The sequence below is a fragment of the Chloracidobacterium sp. D genome (assembly GCF_018304685.1).
Taxonomy (GTDB): Bacteria; Acidobacteriota; Blastocatellia; order Chloracidobacteriales; family Chloracidobacteriaceae; genus Chloracidobacterium; species Chloracidobacterium thermophilum.
Genome location: NZ_CP072634.1, coordinates 1,255,463 through 1,279,409, shown reverse-complemented (window position 1 = coordinate 1,279,409; position 23,947 = coordinate 1,255,463). Strand labels below are relative to the sequence as shown.

Sequence of the window (23,947 nt, the reverse complement as noted above, 5' to 3'; positions counted from 1 at the left end):
ATTTTCGGAGCGGCAATGGTACTTTGGCCACTCATCTTTTTTTGGACGTTCTTTTTTGTCCCAACCTGTTGAACCGTCAACCTGCCGCGTCTGTCTTGGCAGGGGGCTTTGGACACAAAACTATGGATGCCAAATCACCTGCGTCGCCATCGGGGGCGTCTTCACAAAACCTCCAGGACACCTTTCTCAATCATGTGCGCCGCGAGCGTTCACTGGTCGCAATTTATCTCGTCAGCGGCGTCAAACTGACGGGCCGCATCCGTGGCTTCGACAAGTATTCGGTTGTTCTGGAAGCCGGACAGCAGGAGCAACTCATCTTCAAACATGCCATTTCCACCATTTCCGTCATGCGCAGCGGCCCGGGCCGCCATCCGACACCCTCCGCACCCAGCACGACAACAGAAAGCTCATCAGGTGAAAAAGAGGACGGTGACGGCGGGGAGACCACACCCTGAGCTGTAATCGCACGGCACCCAAACCCAATGCCTACCTGTCAAGCGCCGCCTCGCGGTAAGTTCATCAGCTTCGAGGGGATTGATGGTTCTGGAAAAACGACCCAGGTGAAACGGCTGGTGGCGGCACTCCAGCGGGCAGCCGTGCCGGTCATCCACACCCACGAACCGGGCGGCACGCCTCTTGGACGTTACCTGCGCCAAGTCTTGCTCGATACCAGAGAGACAGCACCCACCATCCGCGCTGAAATTCTCCTGTTTGCTGCCGACCGCGCCGAGCACGTCGAGACCGTCATCCGTCCGGCGCTGACTGCCGGCCAGATCGTCGTCTGTGACCGTTTTGCCGATTCCACCCGGGCCTATCAGGGTTCTGGACGCCGGATGAGCGCCGAGGTCATCGAACAGAGCCTTCAGCTTGCCACACAGGGGCTGGAACCGGATTTGACGTTCCTGCTTGACCTGCCGGTTGAAATGGCCGTCCAGCGGCTGAGGCAACGTGGCGCACCGGCCCACCGTTTCGAGGCGGCAGGACTGGAGTTCTACCACCGGGTACGGGCCGGCTTTCTGGCGCTGGCCGAACAGTACCCAACGCGCATTCGGGTCATTGATGCAAACCGCTCCCCCGACGAAGTACACACAGCCATCTGGCAGGTGGTGGCAGCGCGGCTGACACCACCCCTGTTGTAGCCATCACATTTCCGTTACGGTCAGCCCTTGGGCGGTGAGATGGGCATCGAGCACCTGCCCTCCGGCAGCCGTCAAAGCCGCCTGCACATCTGGCTTGCGCCCTTCGGCAACCACAAAGACCACGCAGCCGCCGCCGCCAGCGCCACATACCTTCCCGGCCAGCGCGCCGGACTCCCGCGCCACGGTCATGAGCCGTTCGATAGTCGGTGTGGAGACTTCGGCCGCCAGTTGCCGCCGGTGGTGCCATTCCTGCTCCAGTGCTGCGGCCACCGCGCCAAGGTCACGGGCGCACACCGCTGCATACATGTCCCGGGCCAAGTCCCGGATCCGCGCCAGAGCCGCCTGCGTCGCCAAGTCGCCCTCGATGTGCCGCTTGAAAATTTCCCAGTTGTTCGTGCCGGAAAAGTGCGCCTGCCCGGTGTGGCAGACCACGACGTGGGCATCCAGCCACGGAAGCCAATCGGCCGCCAGCGACTCATGACAGACGCCCCCCACCCCCAGGTGAATGGCACTGATGCCCCCATACACCGCCGGATAGTAATCCTGCACTCCGGCCGGAACGCGAATCACCTGGGTTTCGATGTTCGGGGCCAGGATCAACAGTTGCTCCGGGGTATAGCCCGCGCCGGTCAGATGGTTCAGTGCCCCGGCCATGGCGATGACCAGCGCCGATGAACCGCCCAGGCCCGAACCCTGTGGCGCAGCGCACGCCGTCGTGACCTCGATGCCGCCCGACGGCCCAAAGAAAGCCACCAACCGCGCCAACAACTGAAGCGGAGTATCAAAGCGCAGGGCGTCCCGTGACGGATACACTTCACGCTGTCCGACATCACGTGAGACCAGCACAATGCTTGTATCCGCGCGGGTCGTCACCTCACATGTGGCAAGCTGGTCAATGGCGGCATTGACGGTGAGCGCCCCCGGATGAAACAGATAGAGCGGCGGCAGGTCCAGCGTGCCGCCGGCAAGATCAATGCGCGTCGGAGCCGTGGCAATGACCCTGCGCATCATGAGGCCGCCGGCTTGGTTTTGACGTAGCGTAGCCGTTCAACGGGCTGCCCGCCCAGCAGGTGTTCATGGACAATGGCCGCGGTGTCCTCCACGGTGACGTGACCGTACCAGACCTGTTCCGGATACACGACGACCATCGGGCCGTTGCCGCACTGGGCAAGGCAGCCCGCCTTGTTGACCCGAATGCTCTCCAGCTTGCCGCAGGCTTTGACTTCATCCCGCAGCGCCTGCCAGACCGCCTCGCTTCCCTGGGTCGGGCAGGTTTTGCCCGCCACACACACGAACACATGCTTTTCGTAGATACTCATCGGAAAAGTCCTTTTCCACAAAGTGCCGGATGCCGTCTATCTTGGCGGAAACACTGCCGGTTGGGAAGTCGTCCCGGCCTGGCACCCGGCCAGTTGTTTCCAGCCGATTGGCACGTATAAAGTAGCGCCAGCGCCGCCCCAGGATAACGGTTCCTGCCCTGATGTACGCTGGGGCGACATCCCCAACCCATCTGACCACCTGAAGCCATGTCAAAACGTCGCCTCCCCGATTCGCCTATGCGCGTCGTCCCGCAAGTGACCTCCGGCAGCCTGAATGGGCAACCGGCCGATACGCCGAAACCAAAGGCGGCAGCCGGCGACAATCCACCTTCGCCGGAAAAATACACGTCCCTGCTGAAGGCGAGCGCTGGCGTCGGCATCGCGCTGGGCATTGCCACGATTGGCAGCTTTCTGCTGTTTCGCCTGCTCAACCGGATGAAGGTGGAGGGTCTTGAAAACATCCCGGAATCACACGAAAACGTCCTCTACTGCCCCAACCATTCCTCCATCCTGGACAATTTCGCCCTGGGCGTCGGGCTGTACATCCCGCGCATGCTGTTTCGCCCGGAATACATCCCGATCAATCTCGCCGACCGCAAGAACTTTTTTGGCGACCCTTCCTCACGGCGCTTCAAGGACCGTGTTCTGCGGGTGCTGGGCGAATACTTCTTCAAGAACCTGCGCACTTTCCCGGTTGACCGGCGCAGCGCCGGCGGACTCGAACAGGTCGATCAGTGGGTGGAGATGCTCCGGCAGAACATCGTCATCGTGTTCCCGGAAGGCACGCGGTCACGGACCGGCGAAATCGGCCGCGGCCGCGCTGGCGTCGGCAAACTCATCTACGACGCGCGCCCCACGGTTATTCCGGTACGTCTGATGGGCACCGATGAAGTGCTTGGCGTCGGCAAGCTCATCCCCAGCTTCTTTCGTACAGTGCGTATCATCATTGGCAAGCCGCTCGACTTGAGCGACCTGCTTGATCAACCGCTGCCGGAAGACGAACGGGCGCGGATTGACTTCTACCGTGCAATTTCCAACCGCGTCATTGAAGCCATCCGCGCCTTGGGCGACGGACGCCCGCTGCCGATGGACGCCCAGCCGGAAGCGCCAAAACTTCCCGCCGAGGCAGCCAGCGAAGATGAAGCCGGCCCCGTATGAAGCTGGAAGCCAGAACCAGCCAACGCCATACGGGGCCCGCCCGGTAGCCCGGTAGCTGACCTGCCTACTTCACTGTCATCTGAAACGTCCTGACGAGAAACGCCCACACATCGGCCGTTTCCTCGATGAGCTTGGACGTGGGCTTGCCAGCACCGTGTCCGGCCCTGGTCTCAATCCGAATGAGCACCGGCGCGTCGCCTTTGTGCGCGGCCTGAAGCGCCGCCGCAAACTTGAAGCTGTGCGCCGGCACGACGCGGTCATCGTGATCCGCTGTGGTGATGAGCGTGGCCGGGTAGCGCGTTCCGGGCTTCAGATTATGGAGCGGAGAGTAGGCATACAGCGCCTTGAACTCTTCGGGGTTCTGGGGTGAGCCGTAGTCCGACTCCCACGCCCAGCCAATCGTGAACTTGTTGAAGCGCAGCATGTCCAGAACGCCGACCGCCGGCAGCGCCGCGCCAAACAGTTCCGGGCGCTGCGTCATGCAGGCCCCGACGAGCAGCCCCCCGTTGCTGCCGCCCTGAATCGCCAGCCGCGCCGGCTGGGTGTACTTCTCCCGAATCAGCCACTCGGCGGCCGCGATGAAATCATCAAACACGTTCTGTTTTTTGAGCTTGGTGCCGGCCTGATGCCATTCCTCGCCATACTCGCCACCCCCGCGCAGGTTGGGAATCGCCAGCACGCCACCCATTTCCAGCCAGGCAATCCGGGCCGGTGAGAATGACGGTGTGAGCGAAATGTTGAACCCACCATAGCCATACAGCAGGGTGGGATTCTTTCCGTCCCGCCTGAGGCCCTTGCGGTGGACGATGAACATCGGGATGCGCGTGCCGTCCTTGCTCTTGTAGAACACCTGCTGGGTGACATAAGTGCCCGGATCGAAAGCCACTTTGGGCTGCCGCAGCAGCGTGCTTTTCCCGGTGGCGAAATCGTAGCGATAGATGCTTGTCGGCTGGGTGAAGCTCGTAAAGGCATAGAACGTCTCGGTAGCTTCCGGCTTCCCGCCAAAACCGACGGCCGTGCCGATGCCTGGCAGCGCAATCTCCTGCACAAATTTCCCCTCGCGGTCAAACATCCTGACCTGCGTTTTGGCGTCCGACAGATATAGGGCAATGAAGCGTCCGCCAACCCACCGGACGGCTTCCAGCGTATCCCGGCTCTGGGGAATGATCTCCCGCCAGTTCGCCCGTTCGGGACGGGTCGCGTCAATGGCGATGAGACGGCCACGTGGGGCTTCCCAGTCAGTGCGGAAGTAAAAGGTCGTTCCATCGTTGCCGACGGGCGTGAAGTCGGCGATGAAGTCGGGAATCAACTCGACCACCTTCGCTTCCGGGTTGGTCAAATCCTTGTAGAAAAACAGGTTTTTGGGACTTGTCCCCATGGTGACGACAATGCCCAGATACCGCCCGTCATCGGTGACATAGCCGCCAAAACCCCACTCTTTGTGGTCCCGGCGCTCGTAAACGAGTTCATCGGCCGACTGCGGCGTACCCACGCGGTGGTAGTAGAGTTTCTGGTAGTAGTTCGTGGATTGGAGCAGATTCCCTTCCTTCGGCTCGTCATAGCGGCTGTAGAAAAAGCCCCGGCCGTCTTTTGTCCACGATGCGCCGGAGAACTTGACCCACTGGAGACGGTCGGGCAGGTCTTCACCGGTTTCGACATTCCGTACCCGCCATTCGTTCCAGTCGGAGCCGGCTGTGGCCAGACCGTAGGCGAGCAGCTTGCCGTCATCGCTGACGGCATAGTTGGTCAGCGCCACCGTGCCGTCGGCAGACAGGGTGTTCGGGTCAAGCAGCACGCGCGCCTGTGGATCGTCCGGCGTCCTGCCGACGTACAACACACTCTGGTTTTGCAGCCCATCGTTGCGCGTGAAGAAATAGCGATCGCCCTCGCGGAACGGCACTCCGAACTTTTCGTAGTTCCAGAGCTGGGTCAGGCGCTCGCGCAGCCGCGCCCGTTCGGGAATGGACTCCAGAAAACCAAAGGTGACTTTGTTCTGGGCCTCGACCCAGGCTTTGGTCTCCGGTGAGTCGGCATCTTCCAGCCAGCGGTAGGGGTCAGCGACTTTGATGCCGTGGTAGTCATCCACCTGCTCGACCTTCTTCGAGGGCGGATAGACGATGGGTGACGATGCGGAAGCCTTCATATCTTTGGAGAAGTTCTGGGCAAAAAGCGGCAGCGGGGCCGTCCAGAGCAACATTGCCGTGCCGGCCACCAGGGAGCGTCGCAACGCCTGTCGCTTGAACATCGTGTCTTGTCCTCGTGAGATTGGGAATCCTGCCTTTCCGGCTGCAAGCCGCAGGCAATGGTGTAAACCATGACATGGCCGGCCAGTGCTGCCTAGTGATCCACGCTCTGCCTTCAAACGGCCACTGGACTTCTTTCCGGGAACAAAAAACCGGGAGCCGAAAGCTCCCGGTGTAACAAAGTGCGCGTCACCCGACGATGGCGCTTACTTTCTGCCGAAGCTTACTTTTGCCAAAGCTTACTTTTTGCCGAACGTGAAGTTGACGCCAAAGCTCAGGCGCAGGTGACTCTGGGTGTCGCGCAGAACGCTGCCGGAGCCGCCGATTTTCGTAAACATGTATTCCCCCTGAATGGCGCGCAGGGAAACAAAGTCCGACACCTTCACGTCCAGCCCCCCGCCCATCGCCATGGCAAAGCCGCCATCGCCATCAAAACGCAGGGGAGCCGTGTTGGGCACCGGCACCCGGCTAGCCCGCGCGCCGCCCAGCAGCACGTGGGCAAAGGGCGTCACCCGTTCGCCCCGCAGGCTCACCCGTGGGCCGGCCATGAAGGTGTACAGGTTGGTCGCGTTGTCATAGTGCGCTCCAAAGTCCCCGACAATGCCCAGCACGCGATTGACGTTGTACACCCCCTGCAGATTGAAGCCAAAGGCATCCTGGCTGGGGCCACGGGGAGTGAGGTCATTGAGGCGCGTGTAGGTAAAACCGGCAAAAAATTCGCCCTGGGGAACATCCTGGGCAAAGGCCGTGTGGCCACATACAAACAGGCCAAACAGCAGAACAAACCACAGTTGCTTTTTCATACGCATCATTCCTTCAGGAAAAATGGAGACCAGCACCAAGCGTTGTGGCGGCCAAACGACCATCGCCGTCTGACCGCCAAACGCTGGCCGCCGATCAGAAGTCAATCCGCACCGCAAGCTGGATGAAACGCGGGTTGCTTCCAAACGTCGCCCGTGGACGGTTGAAGAAGCTGTCCGAAGCAATCGTGAACCGATTGATGGCCGTCCCCGTCGTGCTCACCGGATTGACGCCGTTGACTGACCCCGGCACGAATTGCGGATGGTTGAAGGCATTGAAGAAATCGGCCCGGAACTGCGCCCGGATGCCTTCAGTAATCCGAAAGTTCTTGCGCACGAAGATGTCAAAGTTGTTGATGGCTGGCACGCGCAGGGTATTGCGTCCGGCTGTGGCCAGAGCACCGGGTCCAGCGACGATGTACTGGGCGTTGGGATTGAGCGCCACGTAAGCCACCGCCGTCGCACTGCCCACTGGCACGGTGTTTCCATCCGCATCGACAGCGCGCACACCGCTTCCAGTGCCCCGTTGCCCGTTCGGGTTGAGCACGGTGCGGTCGCCGGCGTTGTCGCCATTGAGGTTGGAATCCACACCGCTGCGGGCCGTGAAGGGCTTGCCGGTCTCATAGCTGTACGTGCCGGAGATGCTGAAGCCGCCCAGCAGCGACCGCAGCCACGGGTTCGGGCTGTTGAGGAAAAACGGCAGATCGTAGTTAGCCGTAATCGCCAACCGATGTGTGCTGTCGAGCAGGGACAGCGACCGCTCCGCCCGCAGGTTCTGGAAGTCCTGCACCCGGCGCGAGGACAACACGGTGCTGAACAGTTCCGCCGTCGTGTCGTCAATGAGCTTGCTGAAGGTGTAGGCCAGGTTCACGCTGTAGTTTTGCGTCAGCCGCTTCTGCACCTGCAACTGCAAGCCATGGTAGGTCGAGTTGCCGTTGGAGAGAAACGCCACCAGGTTGCCAGCATTGAAACCGGCCGCGGCAAACGCCGGGACGAAGTTCGACCGAGCCGCAATCACTTGGGATAATGTCGGCAATCCGGCCAACTGCGCTGGCGTCGGGTTGCTCAGGAACGTCGGCAGCGAGTTCTGCGGTGTCACCCGCGGCTGCCGGTTGATGCGGTTCTGCGTCAGCAGGTGGACGCCACGGGTTCCGACATAGCGAACTTCGGCCGCCCAGTCCTTGAGGAACTGGCGCTGAATGCCCAGCGTCCAGGTAATGGAGTAGGGCACTTTCTGGTCGGGAATCCACGACGAGGTAATGGCGCGCAACTCCTCCGGAGTTCCTGTGACGGGCGCCGGTGTCGGCGGCAGGCCACCACCGGCCAGAAAGCCAGGCACACCGGGGTCTTCCACGTTACGGGTCTGGTTGAACTGGGGCGGCAGCGACAAGATGTAGAGGTTGTCGAAGATGATGTCGTAGCCCATCGAAAATCCGGCGCGGATGGAGCTGGCTCCGGGATTCCCGAAGATGCGGTTCATCAGTCCCGACGAAAAGTTAGGCGCGTAAGCCAGTCCGATGACCGGCGCAAAGTTGGTCGTCTGCTCGGCGGGCGAGTTGAACGAAATCAGGCCCGGCACGGAAGCGGCGCTGTTGAGCCGCTGCAAACGGGCCGTAAACGGCACCTGCTGGTAGGAATACCGGAAGCCGTAGTTGAAGGTCAGCTCCGGCCGAATCCGCCAACTGTCCTGCGCAAATCCGAAAAACAGCCACTGGTTGCCGTAGTAGGGCGAAACCCCAACCGTACGTTCCCCAAACTCAGGGCTTAGGTCACGTAAAAACGACTCAGTCCTCAAATAGAAGTAGTCACCACGCTGCCGCTGGACAAACGACTGCGGCGCAATCAGCCGCCGGGTGTCAATGCCAAACTTGAGCGTGTGGTTGCCCACCGTCCAGGTCAGGTTCTCGATAAGCTGGTAGTTGTTTTCAATCCCGAACTGCGGAGCAACGCCGTTGGGGCCGATGTTGACCCCCAGATCGTTGAGTTCGATGTTGGGAAAACTATCCAACCCCGGATAAGGAATATCCGGCACGGGAATATCATTCCGTGACCGCCGGAACGAGAAACGAAACTCGTTGGTCAGGTTGGGCTGGATGGCAAAGACGTTGGTGTACGAAAACAACCGCCCATCTACCGGAATGGACGTGAAAAAGGCCGGCAGGCCCGCTCCGGTGTCAATGCTGCGGATGCGGTCAAAGATGAAGCGCGTCCGGTGCGTCATCCGCTCGCTCTGAACAAAATCCAGATTGAACACGAAGTTGCGCTGGTTGCTGAAGGCCGGACGCTCAATGGCCACAAATCCAACGGGAATGTTCTGCTCGTCCACAACCAGCGTCCCGATGAGGCTGGGATCGGCTGTGGGTGCGGGGGGCAGATAGGTGCGCAGGATGTTGAGATTGGTCGCCGAGAGACCGGGAATGCTGCCAAGCAGGGCGTAGCCGGCCTGGGTCGGTGCAATGATGCCACCGGCCGTCGCCGATGAACCCGTTTGCTGGCCTTCATACTGGGTGAAGAAAAACAGCCGGTCCTTGACAATCGGGCCGCCGACATTCCCGCCATAGCGGGAGTAGTCAAAGCGCGGCTGGGTGTCACGGGTGATGCCCTGTTCCTTCTCCCGGACGCCCAGCGCATTGAGGTTGCGGTTCTGGAGGAAGAAATAGGCCGTCCCGTGAAAGGCATTCGTGCCGGATTTCGTGACGGTGATGAACTGCCCGCCGTTCGACCGGCCAAACTCAGCGCCAAACTGATTGGTCAGCAGCGTGAATTCGGCAACGGCTTCGGGGGAAATGTAAATCTGCGGACCCGTCACCGACTTGTCGTTGTTGTCAATGCCGTCCACCGTGAAGTTGTTGTTCCGGGGGCGCTGCCCGCCGACGGAACCGCCCGTGCCAACCCCCAAACCGCCGCTGCTGGATACCCCGGCCGAGGTCAGCGCCAGGTTATAGATGCCCCCGGGGACAGTGGTTTGGCCAAGCTCGACAACCTGGCGGGATTCATAGGAACGTGCCAGATCGTTGGAACTCGTCTGCACCAGCCCCACGCTCGTCGCGGTGATTTCAACGACATCCGTGGTGCCGCCAGCTTCCAGCTTGGCGAGCACGTCAGTCGTACGGTTGAGTTCAACGCGCACGCCTGTCAGGAGCAAAGTTGTGAAGTTTGTCGCTTCGATTTTAACTTCGTAGAGTCCGGGCGGCAGGTTGACGAACAAAAACTCGCCGCTGTCATTTGATTGTCCCGTGGTCACCTTGTTGGTTTGTTTGTCCGTCAGGGTGACTTTGGCACCAGCGACCACCGCGCCGGTTGCATCCTGGACAATCCCACGGATGTTCCCATTCGTCACCTGCCCCAGGCTGGGTGTTGCCAGCCAGCCGGTCAGGACGAAAAGCGCGGCAACCAGAAGTTGCCGGATGTTCTTCATGTAACGAGGCCTATCCATAGACTTCGTTGACTCCTCACTTGCAAGGTTGCCCAGAAGGGCACTGCCATAGTAAGGCAAATAACGTACCGGAATTTACAGATTGTTTACAGCGCCGGTCTGTCAGGTCAGATTCCCACCTGACCGGGCAGAAAACCGACAAAGAACCAGAACCCCGTGCAGGAATGCAACACATCAGCCGCACAGGTTCCAGACACCTTCATTTTTTTGGATGATTCCGGGCAGGGATTTCAAAAATTCAGTGTAGCAATCCACCACCCGGCTATGCGCGCCACAGAATTGCCCGGCGACCTTCGACTCCACTGCGGCTCACCGGCCAGACGGCAACGGCGCGCGCAGACTCCGGCAAGGCCACCTGGCGCTGTGCGGCGGGTTGAATCTGCAACTCCCAGGTTTCACCGGTCTGGATGGCAATACACCAGCGGGCCACCGGCCGGCTGTCGTCGGTCTGCCACACCGCCACCAGACGACGGAGTGTTGCTGTTGTTCCGACTTCCAGATGCGGCGCCGGGAGAACGGTCGCATCGAGCCACGGCGAAGCCGGAACGAGCGCCGGGACGGAATACACTTCCTGCTGGAGCAAATCTGACAGTCCGCCGCGATTGTGCCGGAACACCCGAAAGCTGAAGTGAATGTTGCCGCCCTGCCGATTGAGCCGCCGGGAAAGCCGGACTTGGGCCGTAATTTCCTGCGCCGGAACAGCGCGCGGCGTGCCATCAGCCACCTTGAACGCGGCGCTGCCAGGCCACACGTGCCGGCGCTGGCGATTTTGCGCCAGCCACCATTCAAGCAACCGGAGATAACTCTGCCGCTCACGCTCAATGGGCCAGTAAAGCTGGGGCGCGAGATAATCCACCAGTCCCTCGGTCAACCACCGGCGGGAGTCGGAACACAACTCCACGTAGGAGTTCAGTCCCTGAATGCCGGGCGGATGATCAGGCTGCCAGATGCCAAAGGGACTGATGCCAAACTTGACGTGGGGCTTGAGGCGACGAATCCCGGCCGCAACCTCGCCGAGGAATTGGTTGATGTTATGCCGCCGCCAGTCGTCCCGTGCGCGCCAGGTCTTGCCCTGACCATAGCGCGCCCAACTGTCATCATCGGGAAAAGGAATGAGGTAGCCGGATACCAGCCGTTCCTTGTACGGGTAGAAGTAGTCGTCGAAGTGAACGGCATCAATGTCGTAACGTTCAACGACATCCAGAATCACCCGGCAGGAATGGGCGCGGGCTTCCGGCTCGCCGGGATCAAGCCAGTGATAGCGCCCGTAGGGCTTGGCCAGGTCGGGACGCCGCCGGGCAATGTGCTGCGGGTCCACGCCCCCCTGTCGCGCCCGGTGCAGCGCCCGAAACGGATTGAACCAGGCATGCAGTTCCATTCCGTGCGCGTGAGCCATCTCGATGGCGTAGGCCAGCGGATCGTAAAACGGCACTGGCGGTCGCCCCATCACCCCGCAGAGATATTCCGACCACGGCTCATAGGGACTCGCATAGAGCGCATCGCACATGGGCCGCACCTGAAAAATCACGGCATTGAAGCCAAGCGCCTGAGCCAGGTCGAATATGGCGCGCAGTTCGGCCTGCTGCTCTTCCGAGGTGAGGCGGCGCGACGAAGGAAAGTCTATGTTTTCGACCGTGGCCACCCAGACGCCCCGGAACTCACGGGGAACGCGCGGAATGTCCCGGTCCAGTGTTTCCGGCGCGTCAGCCCACCCATCCAAACAGCGCAGTACAGGTTCCCCTACGCCAGTTCCCGCCGGACACAAGACCCCACCACAACTGAGCGCAAGATGCTGGAGAAACTCACGGCGTCTCATGACGCATTCACCGCACACATCGAACCTGGCCACAGACGCCGGTGAAAACCCGGCTCACGTTGACCATCAGAATCTGGAATACCTCAGAACCTGGACGAACATCAAAAATGGACAATGAAGTTTTCCCCAACCTGCCTTCCCCTGCCCTCGGCAATGGCGCGCGCCCGTTCCGACACCTCCAGCCGATCGGCCCGCACGACAGCGGCCCGCGACAGTGTCGTTGCTTCCGGGATGGTCACACCGTCTCCGACGATGACTTCGTGCAACTCCACCTTAGCGCCGATGGTGACGTGGTTCCAGAGAATTGTGCGCACCAGACGGGCATCAGCCGCCACCTGGCAGTCCTGTCCGCGAATGACCGCCTGCGGATGGCCTGCCAGTTGACAGGACAGGTCAAGGTATCGCTCCAGAGTGCTGAACTCGTACCAGTCTTCATCCGGCCCTGCCACGTGGGCAACAACGCGCTGCCCATCAGCAATGGCGCGGGGATAAACGTCGGTTGTTGTGTGTGAGAACCGGGCGCGTGGGATGTAGTCAAAAATCTCCGGTTCCAGAATCTGAATGCCCGTGAAAAACAACGGCGGCGGATCAGGCACAGCGGCATCTGGCGGCGGCGCAAAGCCCCGGATGGCTCCTGTGTTATCCACTTCGACCACACTGAACCGCTCCCGCCGCCGGTTTGGCTTGAGAATCAATGTTGCCAGTGCCTGCTGGCGGCGGTGCGTCGCCAGCGCCGCCTGAAGATCAATCGTGGTGATGAGCTTGCCGTTCATGACCACAAAGGTTTCCGTTGGATTGAGGAGCGGCCTGGCGTGGTCGAGCGCACCGCCCGTCCCCAGAATCTCATCCGACTCGTGGCTGTAGGCAATGCGGCATCCAAAGGACGCACCATCCCCCAGGACGGCCACAATGGCTTCCCCCCGGTAGTGCAGATTTACCACGAGGTCACGGCAGCCAAAGCGGGTGAGGTAGTCCACGCCATAGGCAATGAGCGGGCGGCCCAGTACGGGGAGGGCCGGTTTGGGACGGTCCAGCGTGAGTGGGAAAAGCCGTGTCCCGAACCCGGCGGCCAGGAGCATGGCTTTCATGGCACCACCTGCTCAACGCTTGAAGAGCTTGCCAAACAGCTCACCGACATCCTGCTGTAGCAGACTTTTCTTGGGTTCTTCGGGTTTTTCCGTCTTTGCCGGGGACTTCGCCGCTGGTGTCTGCGGCTTGGTGGGCAGTTTGGGAGGCACCGGCGCGGCTTTGGCTTCGGTTTCTGACTTCAGCAGAGACAACATCTGTTTGGCCACCGCATTGTCCGGCTGGATGGCCAACGCCGCCTCAAACTGCTTGCGCGCCGACTTTTCCATGCCGGCCTGATGGTACATGTGCCCCAGTGCCAGGTGCGCGTCCACGTAAGTTCCATCAATTTTGAGGATGGCCAGAAGCTGATCTTCGGCTTCCTTGCGCAGCTTCGGGTTCTGCATGCACAACGAAGCCAGGCGCGAGCGATAGCGGATGACCTCCGGTGCCAGGCGCACGGCTTCGCGCAGGTAGGTTATGGCTGTAATGAAATCCTTGCGCTCAATGGCGGCACAGGCCATCTCATAGCTTCGCGCGGCCGTTTCAGCCGCCGTCTCGGCTGGCGCCGACACAGAGCCGGTGGTTGCCGCCCCGGTCTGCCGTCCCAACCCCTGGCTGGAAGACCCGGTTCGGCTGCCAACAGGTTGTGTGGAAGAGGCGAGTGAGCCAGTTGTGCCAGCGCCGACCGGTGGGATTGGCGGCGTGGGTATCTGCCCTGTCTGGGTGCCGACCGCGGGTTTACTGACCGGTGGCGCGGAGGGCGGACTGGGCGCTGTGACCGAAGCGACTTTGGCTTCGGTCTGCACCGTATTTTCTGGAATCAACCCAATGAACTCATCATACCGTCGCCGGACATCCGGGTCGCGCAGCTTTTCGTAGGCTTCACTGATGCGGGCAAAAATCCATTCGGCGCTTTCCAGGACATCCGGCATCCCCAACGGCCGGTAGCGGTCGGGATGGTACTTTTTCGCCATCTGGTAGTACGAACGCTTGATTTCGGAATCACTCGCCGTCGGCCCCACGTTGAGCATGTCGTAGTAGGTCGTGGTTTTGAGGGACAGAAACTCACGAAGCATCTGAAGCTCGAAGCGGGCTTCATCAGGCTTGACGGCTTCCGGCTCCGGGATGCTGTGCGGGGTGGGTGGTGTCGCCACGGGCTGGGGTGTTGCTGGTGGCGGCGCAGCCGGAGCTGCCGGTTGGGGATTGGCCATGGTTGGGCGGGGATGACTTCCCACGAGAATACCGGCACACAGCAGGCCATACACGACCCGCAGGATGGTTGCCTCCGGGACGCCACTGATCAGCACCAGCTCGTCAATTGTCATCCGTCCAGTTATCCGTGACAGGACAAAGCCTTCCGTGCCATCGAGCGTTGCGCGCTGAAGTTGGGTCATGGCATCGGGCGACAACTCGATGAACTGCGTGGTCGGCCCGAGCGCGCGCCGTACGACCTCGTCATTGGTCATACGGCGGACACCCATCAGGATGAGATTGGGAGTCAGCAAATTGAGCTTGACATCGTGGGCTGCGCGCGTGCCCTCCTCGAAGACAAACTCGCCACGCTCCCACTCGAAGGCGGCCAGGATGATTTCGGTGAGGTGCTGGCGCGCATGGGTCTCCACGGCCTCACGGGACATGACGCCCATTTCGACCAGCACCTGCCCAAAGCGCTGTTTGGCATTGGGCTTCTGGACGGCCGCTTCATACTGCTCGCGGGTGATGAGGTCACGCGCCAGCAGAAAGTCGCCAAGCCGTTCGTGCGGCAGATTGGAGAGGGCAAACACCAGATCACCCTGCTCCACAAAGACGGCGCGCAGCTCACGGTCGCGGGTCAGGCGCAGCAGGCCCGTCCGCCGTGTCAGATGTAAGTCACGGATAATGTCGGCGAAGTTGATAAGTGAAAGCGTGCCCTTCATGGAAGTACCCAAAAGCAGCGTACGAAAAATGCCGAGGGCGCAAGACCAAAGTCGAATGTCTGTGACTTGAGCCGGGATTGACCGTCAAACGACCAGGTGTATCGAGGAAACTGGTGACTCGACGGTCGTGATTGTGCTTTGGTTTTGAGCGCTGCACAAGCCGGTTAAGGCGAAAATTCTCCACGCCTGGAAAATCCCGGCTCAAGCCGGGAAACAGCGAGCGCCAGTCCAGGAAGGCGGACGGAGGCAACGGCCCGGTTCTTCAGGAACGCCGCCCGCAGCAAGCAACCTGCCAGTTGGTTTTGCCAACCAAGGACACACCGTTTCCGGCTTCTGTCCGGGCTGTTTCGCCTGTCCGCCGATGGATTTCCTGGGTGCGAGGCTTCTCAGAACGACTTTGCCGCGTGTTATGGTTAGCCCGCCGGCCCTCCGGGCAACTCCCCGCTGCATCCCTCCATCGCAGCGGTTCTGTTACGAGGTACTGATGCGCCAGTTTTTGTTCATACTCTGCTGCTTTGGCTTTCTGGGCGGACTGCTCTGCGCGTCACACCAGGCTGGCGTGACGGCCCAGAGCCTTCCTCAGCCGACGGCGGCCACCGATGGGGAAGAGTTTACCCTCGACGTGGTCAACGTCTCCCTGCCAGTGACGGTCATTGACCGGCAGGGGCGCTTCATTCCCAACCTGGGGCAGTCTGACTTTGAAGTGTTTGAAAACAAGCGTCGGCAACCCATTATTGCCTTCCAGCGCCGGGACGGACTCCCACTCAACGTGGCCATTCTCATGGACACCAGCACAAGCGTGCGTTACCGCCTGGCCTTTGAGCGCGAAGCCATCACGGAATTCCTGAGCAAGCTGCTGGACAACCGCCGCGACCAGGCTTCGTTTGTCACCTTTGATGATGAGCCACGGATTCGGTCCGGCTTTACCAACGACTTCCAGCAACTGGCCCGGGTCGTCAACAGCGTTACGACCGCCAACGGTCGGACAGCACTTTACGACACCATCAAAAAGGTTTGCCTGGAGCACATGCCTTTGGCCAGCACACGGCGGCGCGCCATCCTGCTCGTCACCGATGGCGGCGATACGGCCAGCAGCACAACCCTGGACGAAGCCATTGCCATTGCCCAACGGGCGGAAGTCACCATTTATGCCATCAGCACCAAGGGCGGCGGCGTGTTTCGCATCGAAGGCAATCCCTACTTCAACATGGACGACCGCAACCTCAAGCGACTGTGCAAGGAAACCGGAGGGGATGTCTTTTTCCCCAGCGATACCAAACAGACCAAACGGGCTTTTGACCTGGCCAAAGATTACTTGCGCAACCAGTATTTCCTCGTCTATGAACCAAACGAAAACAGAAACACCAAACACTTCCGGGAAATTGAAGTGCGCATTCCCAAGCACCGGGATGCGCGCGTTCTCACCCGGCGGGGCTATTTTCCGGGCGCTCTGGCAACGGAAGTGAAATAACCGCCGGGACAGCACCAGAACCGCCTGATGGCATCTGTCTGGTGCATCAAGGGCGCGACTCCATGCCAGTTGGGTGAACCCTCATGAACCACCAACCTCTGCTTGCACTTGCGCTCCTGGGCGGCCTTGTCATCTGGCCGGTAGCTTCGGCACAGGCCGACACCATCCGCCTCAAAAACGGACAGACGGTTGTCGGCAAGATCGTCCGCTATGAAAACCGGCGGTTCATCATCGTGTACGAACGGTCTTCGCCCGAAACCCAGGCCACCATTGCCCTTGAGGATATTGAAAGCGTCGAGTTTGACGGACGCCCGCTGCCCCCCGGCTACGGCGGCAGCACCGGTAGCACAAACCCACCAGACACGCGCCCACCCGCCAGCAGTACGCCCCCACCTCGCACGACGCCCCCCTCATCCGGCTCGGCTTCGGGACCTTCCAGCCCGACAACCCCCCCGGCAACCCGTCCCCCAGCAACGGGCGGCAGCACCGGCAGCGGAACTGGCAGCCCAACACTGACCCGGACAGTTCAGGTCATCGCCCGCGATGACTGGACCTATACCCAGCTCGACGTGCGCCGTGGCGACCGGGTGCGCATCTCAGCCCGTGGCTCGATCCGGCTTGATAACCGCCGCCAGTCCACTCCGGCTGGCATCGCCGAGGATGACCCGGAGAAACTGATGCCGGGACGCCCCACTGGGGCACTCATTGCCGTCATCGGCGATGACAATGACGACTACATTTTTATCGGCAGTGCCCGGGAATTTGTGGCGCAACGCAGCGGCAAGCTGTACTTGGGCGTCAATGAAGGCGACCTGTCGGACAACAGTGGGAGCTATGAGGCGCAGGTTGAAATTCAAAGAACACCCTGACGCTGGCCCAAATGTTTCCAAACATACTTTCTGCTCTGGGGATGGCTCCGTAACCTTTGAAGGCAAAAGCTTTAGATTCCAAGTCAAGGAAGCGTTCAAGCCATGCCTCTGTATGAATATGCGTGTGAAAGCTGTGGCGCACGGGTGGAAGTCATCCAGAAGTTCTCGGATGCGCCACTCGTTACCTGTTCCACCTGCGGCGCTGACGCTCTGAGCCGTGTCGTGTCAGCACCGGCCATTACGTTCAAAGGTTCCGGCTGGTACATTACGGACTACAGCGCCAAGGGTCGCCAGGAAAACACCTCCACGTCCTCCCGGCGCGAAGGAAGCCAGGCAGAAGCCGCTTCAGACACCGGGACGGCAGCCTCAGCCTCCGATGAGAAATCGTCAGCTCAAGCCGCGTAAATTTTTCCTTCCTGTCTCCGTAACCCGATCCATAACCTTTTTCCTCCCGGTGATGGGAATGCTGCTGGTTGGCAGCTTTCCCCTCACGGCTTGTCGGTCATCGGCAGCTCAGTCGGTGGCGGTCATCAAAACTGAGTTTGGCAATATCGTCTTTGAGTTCTTTCCCGATATTGCCCCGAAGCATACAGCCCAGATTCAGGGCCTCATCCGCAGTGGTTTTTACGATGGGACGGCCTTCCACCGGGTCGAGCCGGGCAGCCTGATTCAGGGTGGTGATCCCAACTCCAAAACCGGGAGCGAAGAGACGTGGGGTATGGGCCGCCCCGACCTGCCCAAGATTCCGGCGGAATTCAGCGCGCTCAAGCACGTGCGGGGTACAGTGTCGGCCGCACGTGTCGCCAATGACAAAAACAGCGCGACGACCCAGTTCTTTATCTGCTGCCGGGCACATCCTGAATGGGATAACCAGTACAGTATCTTTGGCCGGGTGATTGCGGGAATGAACGTCGTGGATATTATTTCCAATGCACCCACGGTCGAAGGAACGTCTCGCCCGAAGCAGAAGATCACGATGCTTTCGGTGACGCTTGAACCACGGAGCAACTACCCACCAACGCCCCCTCAGTTTTGAGTACTGTCTGAGTACCGTCACCGTCTATGCCCAACCGCGATGCCAACCCACCTGACACGGATACGACACGCACCCCCAGCTTGGGCAGCCCTGTCGGGGAAAAGCCCCACCGGCCCGAAGAAAGTGACGACGACATTGCGGCGGCCATTGACGAACTCATCCACCCGACCGGCGCCTTTGCGCCGCCCTCCATCGAAGACCAGCTTGCTACCGAACGCCGGACGGAAGCCGAACTCAAGGGCATGTTCGGCTCCATCGTGTGGGAATTCCTGGAACCCGTCGGACTGTCGCTCTACACCTTGGCGGACTATGTCGCCCGCGCCGGCAATGGCTCGGACCAGAGCCGGGTCGTCAAGGGGACGGTAGATGCCTGTATTGGAGCGCTGCGCCCGCTCATCAAGGCTTCGGAGACAATTCAGTACCACGACATTCTCGATGTGCTGAAGGGCATTGAGCGCCCCCTGCTCGATGTGCGGATGGGCAAACGGACCCTCACCGAGCGCGACACCAAAAACCTCACCCGTGATTTCAATGAACTCCGCCGTCTCATCCGGCAGAGTCTGGCGGATGAACCAGCACCACCAAGCCAAGGCACGACAGACCCCATAGCCGCCACACCTCACATTTCGGATGTTGCGGCGTACTTCAAAACCATTGATCCGGTCAATCTTCAGCGGCTGCACGCGGCAGGAATTACCCGCCTGGGGGACATTGGCACGGCTTCGGCCTACGAACTCGCCACGGCTGCCGGCATCCCTGTTCCCGTGGCCGAGCAGGTCAAAGCTTGTGCCTTTCGGGCGATTCTCGAAGCCGGCAGGGGGGCGGGTGGCAGCGCACCTCCAACCAGTCCTCCGAACCCACCACCAGGCAGTCCTTCAACCCCAGCGACGCTTCCCCCACCGGTTTCCGAAACGGCAGAGGCCAGAACCCTTGACACCGCGCCGCCACCGCTCGACATCAGCGGCGAGTTTGCGGCTTTCGCCGGCGATCAACCCATCACGGAACTGCGCCGTCTGGCGCACCTGCGGGAACTCATCCAACAGGAAGGCAACCGGTACAGTCAGGCCGGGGCCCGGCTGAGTATCGAACTGCACCGCGCCCACCGCGCCCTGTTGCAGTTGCGCGCCGAACACAATCGCCTCCGGGGTGAACTGGAGTTTCACCGCGAAGAACTCCGGTCCCTGTTTGACGGGCCAGCGGCCACCTCGGAGCCGGAAGACACCCACAAACACCTTCTGGCTGCCACCCAGCAAACCCTTGATGCGCTCACGGCAGCAGCCAAAAAGGCATCGCTTTTCACCCAACAACTGAACGAAGCCCTGACGGAAGCCCGTGAACTCATCGGCGAAGTCAACGAACTGCGCCGCAGGCGGCGGCTGCGACGTGGCGACTCACGGGAGCCGTAATCGCGCCGGTCAGGCCTGGCCGCCAGCCAGTGAAAGGAGATGGCGCTGCCGGACGGCTTCATACAGTACAACGCCAGCGGCCACTGATACGTTGAGCGAGGTGATATTGCCCAAGAGCGGCAACGACACCACCAGGTCACACCGCTCGCGCACCAGCCGCCGGATACCCTTTCCTTCGCTTCCCAGAACCACCGCCGTTGGCAGAGTAAAATCCCAGCCGACATATGGACGCTCCCCATCCCGTTCGACCCCGACAATCCAGATGTCCCGTTGCCGCAGGCTGTCGAGAGTCGTCGCCAGATTGACGACCCGCACGACCGGCAGGTATTCCGTCGCGCCAGCGGAGGCTTTGACAGCCGCCTCAGTCAACCCGACGGCATGGTGTTCCGGGATGATGACGGCGTGCGCGCCGGCACACTCCGCCGTACGGATGACAGCCCCCAGGTTGTGCGGGTCTTCGACCTGATCGAGCACCACCAGCAGGGGACTGCCTGTGATGCCGGACAGCACTTCTTCCAGATCGGCATAGCCGACCGCCGACACCAACGCCACAACGCCCTGATGATTGGCCCGGCGGGTGATGGCATCGAGCCGGCTGCGTTCGACTTCGGACAAGGGGATACGCGCCTGCCCGGCCAGCGCGCGCAGTTCCTGCCACCGGTGTGGCTTTGTGCCGTGCGCCAGCCACACTTCCTTCACCCGCCGCTTGCCGCTGCGCAGGGCTTCCAGAACCGGTGCGATACCGTAAATCACAGCCATATTGTCTTTCTCGGCAGTTCCGCGCCCCGCTTTACGTTACCAGATGATTGTTCCATCAGAGCTTCTTCAATTACCTTCGCCTCGCGGCCAGCTTTGCGTTAGGCTCTCGCAGAAGCGCCCATCCAACCTGTCACGGTCAACACAGAAATAGACATTCCAAGACAGATATTCAACTGCCCCTGAAGGAATCATCTCCATGCGCCCCGGTTTCAGCCCACTGTCCCTGGCTGTCCTGCTCATCATCCTGGCGGCCTGCTCCACGCCCAAATCCACCTCACTGGCGGCTCCCACACCTTCGCCATCAGCCTCCAACCCGACTTCCACACCTGATCCCTGGGCGGACATCCGACCGACTGGTGGAACCATTACCGGACTCAAGCTGGTCAAAAAGCTGAACGTCCCGGCCGGGCCCAAGTCGCTGCGCGTCCTCCCGGACGGCAAACGGGTCATGACGTGCAACCTCTACGGCCATCAGGTGGCGTTTATTGACGCCCAAACCTATGAAATTCTGCGCAAAGTCCCCGTCGGTGGTGAGCCGGTCGAATGCACCTTCACCAAGGGCGGCAAATATGCCTGGGTGTCACTTTACGGCAGCGAGCGGGTTGGGGCCACGAGCGTCGTGGTGGTTATTGATACCGAAACCTACCAGATTGTCGCCCGGATTCCTGCCGGGCGCGTACCGAAGGTTGTTGCCGAAAGCCCCGATGGCAAGTGGGTTTATGCCGCCAACTGGCTCTCCGAGTCCATTACGGTCATGGACGCCGAAAAATTGACCAAGGTCAAGGATGTTCCCGTTGGAAGGGTTCCGCGTGGCATCTGCTTTGCACCCGACGGCAAGCTGGCTTACGTCTGCATCATGGGTGGGCACAGCCTGGCGGTCATTGATGTCGAACAGGGCCATCAGAAGGTCCGTGACATTGAAACCGGTTACAACCCGCGCCACGTCTGCGTTTCACGCGATGGCAGGCTGCTCTATGTCGCCCTCAACGCTTCCGGGACACTCATCAAAATTGACCGTGCGACGGAAACCATTATCGGGCGTGCCAAAACCGGAACGCAGGCACGTTCGACCTCACTTTCCATTGATGATCGCTATGCCTTTGTGTGCAACTACGAAGACAACAACCTCGGCGTCGTTGATCTCGAACAGATGAAACAGCTCTTTACGGTCAAAACCGACGTGCACCCGATTGGCGTGACGACCATGCCCGATGGCAAATATGTGTGGGTGTCGAATTATCGCCCCAGCACGGTCTATGTTTTTGAGATTGAGTACGCTGCCCTTGGGAGCGCAGGTGTCCCGCCCGGATAAATTCCTGGGAGCGCGGGCGTCCCGCCCGCATCTTTTGCTGGAGAACCGGGCATCCGCCCGCATGTCCGCCGGATGTTATTCAACCGTCGCTGACGCGACGGAACGACTTGGTGACACCTTACCCGGCATTGAAATGCCGGGCTAAATTCAGGCGTCGCTACGCGACGTAGGACGATGTGGGATGCCCGCGCCTCGAACCTGTCGCGTAGCGACGGTTGAATTTAGCGTGGGTTTCAATCCACGGATCGCGGCATCCCCGCAATCGTCCCCCGTCGCGTAGCGACGGTTGAATTGAGGCGTGGGTTTCAACCCACGAATCCCGGGCATCCCCGTATCGGCCGCGTCACGTACGGGCAACCGCCACACCCGCCGGATTGGAATCCCCATCGTCGCGTAGCGACGGTTGAATTTAGCCGTGGGTTTCAACCCACGAATCCCGGGCATCCCCGTATCGGCCGCGTCACGTACGGGCAACCGCCACACCCGCCGGATTGGAATCCCCATCGTCGCGTAGCGACGGCTGAATTTAGCCGTGGGTTTCAACCCACGGCCCGCAGGCATCCCACAATCGTCCCCCGTCGCATCAGCGACGGTTGAATTGAGAGATGTGGGTTTCAGCCTACAATGGGTTTCATCCCACGGAAGAAGAGGATCGCCGGCGTGACCACGGCAGGATAATTTTCTCCAGGATCGTGTGACTCTATGAAAACAGTGAACGAAGACTCCCTTCAGGAAATAACCCACCGACTGGTTGAAGTGTTTCACCCGGAGCAGGTCATTCTCTTTGGGTCGTATGCCTGGGGGACGCCAACGGCAGACAGTGACGTGGATGTGATGGTGATTGTCCCGGAGAGTGACTTGTCCGACTACCAACGCGCCGTGCTGGGACACCGCTCCCTGAGCGGGCTTGGCATTCCCAAAGACGTTATCGTGAGGACCCGGGCTGAGTTCGATGCCCTGCGGGAAGTTCGGGCCTCGCTCGAATACAAAATCGCTCGTCAAGGAAGGGTGCTGTATGACCAACGCCAAAGCGCAACTCGTGCGGAGTTGGCTCATCAAAGCACAACATGACCTGGCTTCAGCACGTGTCCTGGCAGCAAGTGAACCGCCATTGCTCGACACAGCGATTTATCACTGTCAGCAAGCAGCGGAGAAAGCCGTCAAAGGCTATCTGGTTTTCTGCGATCAGGAATTTGAGCGTACTCACGACATCGAGTTGCTGGTGCAAACGGCTGCACGGTATGCGCAGGGCTTTTTGAATTGGATTGACGTCGGAATAAAGTTGACGCCCTACGCCCGCATCTACCGTTACCCCGGATATGCGGGAGAACCAGACAGCGAGCAAGTCGCATGGGCGCTGTCTGCGGCAGAAGGATTGTACAGGTTTGTGGTTTCCTTGTTGCCACCAGAAATAGGGACTGAATGACAGCGCTGTTCATTGCCGCTGGGAGCGTGAGCGTCCCGCCCGCATCTTTGCTGGAGAACTGGGCATCCCGCCCGCATGTCCGCCGGATGTTATTCAACCGTCGCTGACGCGACGGAACGACTTGGTGACACCTTACCCGGCATTGAAATGCCGGGCTAAATTCAGGCGTCGCTACGCGACGTAGGACGATGTGGGATGCCCGCGCCTCAAACCTGTCGCGTAGCGACGGTTGAATTTAGCGTGGGTTTCAATCCACGGATCGCGGCATCCCCGCAATCGTCCCCCGTCGCGTAGCGACGGTTGAATTGAGGCGTGGGTTTCAACCCACGAATCCCGGGCATCCCCGTATCGGCCGCGTCACGTACGGGCAACCGCCACACCCGCCGGATTGGAATCCCCATCGTCGCGTAGCGACGGCTGAATTTAGCCGTGGGTTTCAACCCACGGATCGCGGCCCCCCCACACCCCCGTCGCGTTAGCGACGGTTGAGTTGAGGGGGTTTCAACCCACGAATCCCGGGCATCCCCGTATCGGCCGCGTCACGTACGGGCAACCGCCACACCCGCCGGATTGGAATCCCCATCGTCGCGTAGCGACGGCTGAATTTAGCCGTGGGTTTCAACCCACGGATCGCGGCCCCCCCACACCCCCGTCGCGTCAGCGACGGTTGAGTTGAGGGGGTTTCAACCCACGAATCCCGGGCATCCCCGTATCGGCCGCGTCACGTACGGGCAACCGCCACACCCGCCGGATTGGAATCCCCATCGTCGCGT

Annotated in this window: 20 protein-coding genes; 11 read left to right on the top strand and 9 right to left on the bottom strand. The window is 60.6% G+C overall.

Going from position 1 to position 23,947, the window contains the following annotated elements:
* The first annotated feature begins 122 nt into the window (after nt 1–122).
* Both hfq and tmk read left to right on the top strand, forming a co-directional pair.
* Complete coding sequence (hfq, locus tag J8C01_RS05335) at nt 123–455, top strand: RNA chaperone Hfq (RefSeq protein WP_211432689.1); 333 nt, start codon at nt 123–125, stop codon at nt 453–455.
* A gap of 27 nt (nt 456–482) precedes the next feature.
* Nucleotides 483–1,139 (top strand): dTMP kinase, encoded by a 657-nt coding sequence (tmk, locus tag J8C01_RS05330; RefSeq protein WP_211432633.1) that lies wholly within the window; start codon nt 483–485, stop codon nt 1,137–1,139.
* Between the two features lie 3 nt (nt 1,140–1,142).
* On the opposite strand, the gene J8C01_RS05325 is transcribed toward tmk, so the two are convergent.
* Both J8C01_RS05325 and J8C01_RS05320 read right to left on the bottom strand, forming a co-directional pair.
* Nucleotides 1,143–2,150, bottom strand: coding sequence for a GHMP family kinase ATP-binding protein (locus tag J8C01_RS05325; protein WP_211432632.1), 1,008 nt, complete (start codon nt 2,148–2,150; stop codon nt 1,143–1,145).
* Nucleotides 2,147–2,458, bottom strand: coding sequence for a (2Fe-2S) ferredoxin domain-containing protein (locus J8C01_RS05320; protein ID WP_014099585.1), 312 nt, complete (start codon nt 2,456–2,458; stop codon nt 2,147–2,149). Before J8C01_RS05320 ends, J8C01_RS05325 begins: the two co-directional genes overlap by 4 nt.
* A 207-nt stretch (nt 2,459–2,665) precedes the next feature.
* Between J8C01_RS05320 and J8C01_RS05315 the strand changes: the two genes are divergently transcribed.
* Nucleotides 2,666–3,616 carry a lysophospholipid acyltransferase family protein gene (locus J8C01_RS05315; protein WP_081464718.1) on the top strand — a complete coding sequence of 317 codons (951 nt, stop codon included), beginning with the start codon at nt 2,666–2,668 and terminating at the stop codon, nt 3,614–3,616.
* A 64-nt stretch (nt 3,617–3,680) separates the two neighbouring features.
* Here J8C01_RS05315 and J8C01_RS05310 read toward each other — a convergent pair whose 3' ends face one another.
* The 6 genes from J8C01_RS05310 to J8C01_RS05285 all read right to left on the bottom strand — a co-directional run bounded on the left by J8C01_RS05310 (nt 3,681) and on the right by J8C01_RS05285 (nt 14,907).
* Nucleotides 3,681–5,759 carry a prolyl oligopeptidase family serine peptidase gene (locus J8C01_RS05310; RefSeq protein WP_211432688.1) on the bottom strand — a complete coding sequence of 693 codons (2,079 nt, stop codon included), beginning with the start codon at nt 5,757–5,759 and terminating at the stop codon, nt 3,681–3,683.
* A 339-nt stretch (nt 5,760–6,098) separates the two neighbouring features.
* Nucleotides 6,099–6,662: a hypothetical protein gene (locus tag J8C01_RS05305; RefSeq protein WP_148263955.1), complete on the bottom strand. Its 564-nt coding sequence runs from the start codon at nt 6,660–6,662 to the stop codon at nt 6,099–6,101.
* Between the two features lie 94 nt (nt 6,663–6,756).
* Nucleotides 6,757–10,095, bottom strand: coding sequence for a TonB-dependent receptor (locus J8C01_RS05300; protein WP_211432631.1), 3,339 nt, complete (start codon nt 10,093–10,095; stop codon nt 6,757–6,759).
* Nucleotides 10,096–10,357: 262 nt separating this feature from the next.
* Nucleotides 10,358–11,911 carry a glycoside hydrolase family 10 protein gene (locus J8C01_RS05295; protein ID WP_211432630.1) on the bottom strand — a complete coding sequence of 518 codons (1,554 nt, stop codon included), beginning with the start codon at nt 11,909–11,911 and terminating at the stop codon, nt 10,358–10,360.
* 101 nt (nt 11,912–12,012) lie between these two features.
* Nucleotides 12,013–12,999 carry a sugar phosphate nucleotidyltransferase gene (locus J8C01_RS05290; RefSeq protein WP_211432629.1) on the bottom strand — a complete coding sequence of 329 codons (987 nt, stop codon included), beginning with the start codon at nt 12,997–12,999 and terminating at the stop codon, nt 12,013–12,015.
* A gap of 12 nt (nt 13,000–13,011) precedes the next feature.
* Entirely contained in the window at nt 13,012–14,907 is a 1,896-nt protein-coding gene (locus J8C01_RS05285; RefSeq protein WP_211432628.1) for a DUF4388 domain-containing protein, read from the bottom strand.
* 472 nt (nt 14,908–15,379) lie between these two features.
* On the opposite strand from J8C01_RS05285, the gene J8C01_RS05280 reads away from it, so the two are divergent.
* The 5 genes from J8C01_RS05280 (at nt 15,380) to J8C01_RS05260 (ending at nt 19,677) form a co-directional block, all read left to right on the top strand.
* Complete coding sequence (locus J8C01_RS05280) at nt 15,380–16,366, top strand: VWA domain-containing protein (RefSeq protein WP_211432627.1); 987 nt, start codon at nt 15,380–15,382, stop codon at nt 16,364–16,366.
* Between the two features lie 83 nt (nt 16,367–16,449).
* A complete protein-coding gene (locus J8C01_RS05275) occupies nt 16,450–17,235 on the top strand; it encodes a hypothetical protein (protein WP_014099576.1) in 786 nt (261 codons plus the stop codon).
* A gap of 102 nt (nt 17,236–17,337) precedes the next feature.
* Nucleotides 17,338–17,640, top strand: a complete 303-nt coding sequence (locus J8C01_RS05270; protein WP_014099575.1) for an FmdB family zinc ribbon protein — start codon at nt 17,338–17,340, stop codon at nt 17,638–17,640.
* 52 nt (nt 17,641–17,692) lie between these two features.
* Entirely contained in the window at nt 17,693–18,271 is a 579-nt protein-coding gene (locus J8C01_RS05265; RefSeq protein WP_228374079.1) for a peptidylprolyl isomerase, read from the top strand.
* A 26-nt stretch (nt 18,272–18,297) separates the two neighbouring features.
* Nucleotides 18,298–19,677 carry a hypothetical protein gene (locus J8C01_RS05260; protein ID WP_211432626.1) on the top strand — a complete coding sequence of 460 codons (1,380 nt, stop codon included), beginning with the start codon at nt 18,298–18,300 and terminating at the stop codon, nt 19,675–19,677.
* A 9-nt stretch (nt 19,678–19,686) separates the two neighbouring features.
* On the opposite strand, the gene rlmB is transcribed toward J8C01_RS05260, so the two are convergent.
* Nucleotides 19,687–20,436 carry a 23S rRNA (guanosine(2251)-2'-O)-methyltransferase RlmB gene (rlmB, locus tag J8C01_RS05255; RefSeq protein WP_211432625.1) on the bottom strand — a complete coding sequence of 250 codons (750 nt, stop codon included), beginning with the start codon at nt 20,434–20,436 and terminating at the stop codon, nt 19,687–19,689.
* Between the two features lie 196 nt (nt 20,437–20,632).
* On the opposite strand from rlmB, the gene J8C01_RS05250 reads away from it, so the two are divergent.
* From J8C01_RS05250 to J8C01_RS05240, 3 genes are all read left to right on the top strand, one after another.
* Complete coding sequence (locus J8C01_RS05250) at nt 20,633–21,748, top strand: cytochrome D1 domain-containing protein (protein ID WP_211432624.1); 1,116 nt, start codon at nt 20,633–20,635, stop codon at nt 21,746–21,748.
* 702 nt (nt 21,749–22,450) lie between these two features.
* Nucleotides 22,451–22,819, top strand: coding sequence for a nucleotidyltransferase domain-containing protein (locus tag J8C01_RS05245; RefSeq protein ID WP_014099570.1), 369 nt, complete (start codon nt 22,451–22,453; stop codon nt 22,817–22,819).
* Nucleotides 22,764–23,174, top strand: coding sequence for a HEPN domain-containing protein (locus tag J8C01_RS05240; protein ID WP_041569099.1), 411 nt, complete (start codon nt 22,764–22,766; stop codon nt 23,172–23,174). Before J8C01_RS05245 ends, J8C01_RS05240 begins: the two co-directional genes overlap by 56 nt.
* Nucleotides 23,175–23,947 lie beyond the last annotated feature (773 nt).

Bases quoted from the DNA above. Each gene is read 5' to 3' on its own strand.
- J8C01_RS05260 (WP_211432626.1), top strand. From the start codon at position 18,298: ATGCCCAACCGCGATGCCAACCCACCTGACACGGATACGACACGCACC.
- rlmB (WP_211432625.1), bottom strand. From the start codon at position 20,436: ATGGCTGTGATTTACGGTATCGCACCGGTTCTGGAAGCCCTGCGCAGC.
- J8C01_RS05280 (WP_211432627.1), top strand. From the start codon at position 15,380: ATGCGCCAGTTTTTGTTCATACTCTGCTGCTTTGGCTTTCTGGGCGGA.
- J8C01_RS05310 (WP_211432688.1), bottom strand. From the start codon at position 5,759: ATGAAGGCTTCCGCATCGTCACCCATCGTCTATCCGCCCTCGAAGAAG.
- J8C01_RS05315 (WP_081464718.1), top strand. From the start codon at position 2,666: ATGTCAAAACGTCGCCTCCCCGATTCGCCTATGCGCGTCGTCCCGCAA.
- J8C01_RS05320 (WP_014099585.1), bottom strand. From the start codon at position 2,458: ATGAGTATCTACGAAAAGCATGTGTTCGTGTGTGTGGCGGGCAAAACC.
- J8C01_RS05275 (WP_014099576.1), top strand. From the start codon at position 16,450: ATGAACCACCAACCTCTGCTTGCACTTGCGCTCCTGGGCGGCCTTGTC.
- J8C01_RS05300 (WP_211432631.1), bottom strand. From the start codon at position 10,095: ATGGATAGGCCTCGTTACATGAAGAACATCCGGCAACTTCTGGTTGCC.
- J8C01_RS05290 (WP_211432629.1), bottom strand. From the start codon at position 12,999: ATGAAAGCCATGCTCCTGGCCGCCGGGTTCGGGACACGGCTTTTCCCA.
- J8C01_RS05270 (WP_014099575.1), top strand. From the start codon at position 17,338: ATGCCTCTGTATGAATATGCGTGTGAAAGCTGTGGCGCACGGGTGGAA.
- tmk (WP_211432633.1), top strand. From the start codon at position 483: ATGCCTACCTGTCAAGCGCCGCCTCGCGGTAAGTTCATCAGCTTCGAG.
- J8C01_RS05295 (WP_211432630.1), bottom strand. From the start codon at position 11,911: ATGAGACGCCGTGAGTTTCTCCAGCATCTTGCGCTCAGTTGTGGTGGG.
- J8C01_RS05250 (WP_211432624.1), top strand. From the start codon at position 20,633: ATGCGCCCCGGTTTCAGCCCACTGTCCCTGGCTGTCCTGCTCATCATC.
- J8C01_RS05265 (WP_228374079.1), top strand. From the start codon at position 17,693: ATGGGAATGCTGCTGGTTGGCAGCTTTCCCCTCACGGCTTGTCGGTCA.
- J8C01_RS05240 (WP_041569099.1), top strand. From the start codon at position 22,764: ATGACCAACGCCAAAGCGCAACTCGTGCGGAGTTGGCTCATCAAAGCA.
- J8C01_RS05305 (WP_148263955.1), bottom strand. From the start codon at position 6,662: ATGAAAAAGCAACTGTGGTTTGTTCTGCTGTTTGGCCTGTTTGTATGT.
- hfq (WP_211432689.1), top strand. From the start codon at position 123: ATGGATGCCAAATCACCTGCGTCGCCATCGGGGGCGTCTTCACAAAAC.
- J8C01_RS05325 (WP_211432632.1), bottom strand. From the start codon at position 2,150: ATGATGCGCAGGGTCATTGCCACGGCTCCGACGCGCATTGATCTTGCC.
- J8C01_RS05245 (WP_014099570.1), top strand. From the start codon at position 22,451: ATGAAAACAGTGAACGAAGACTCCCTTCAGGAAATAACCCACCGACTG.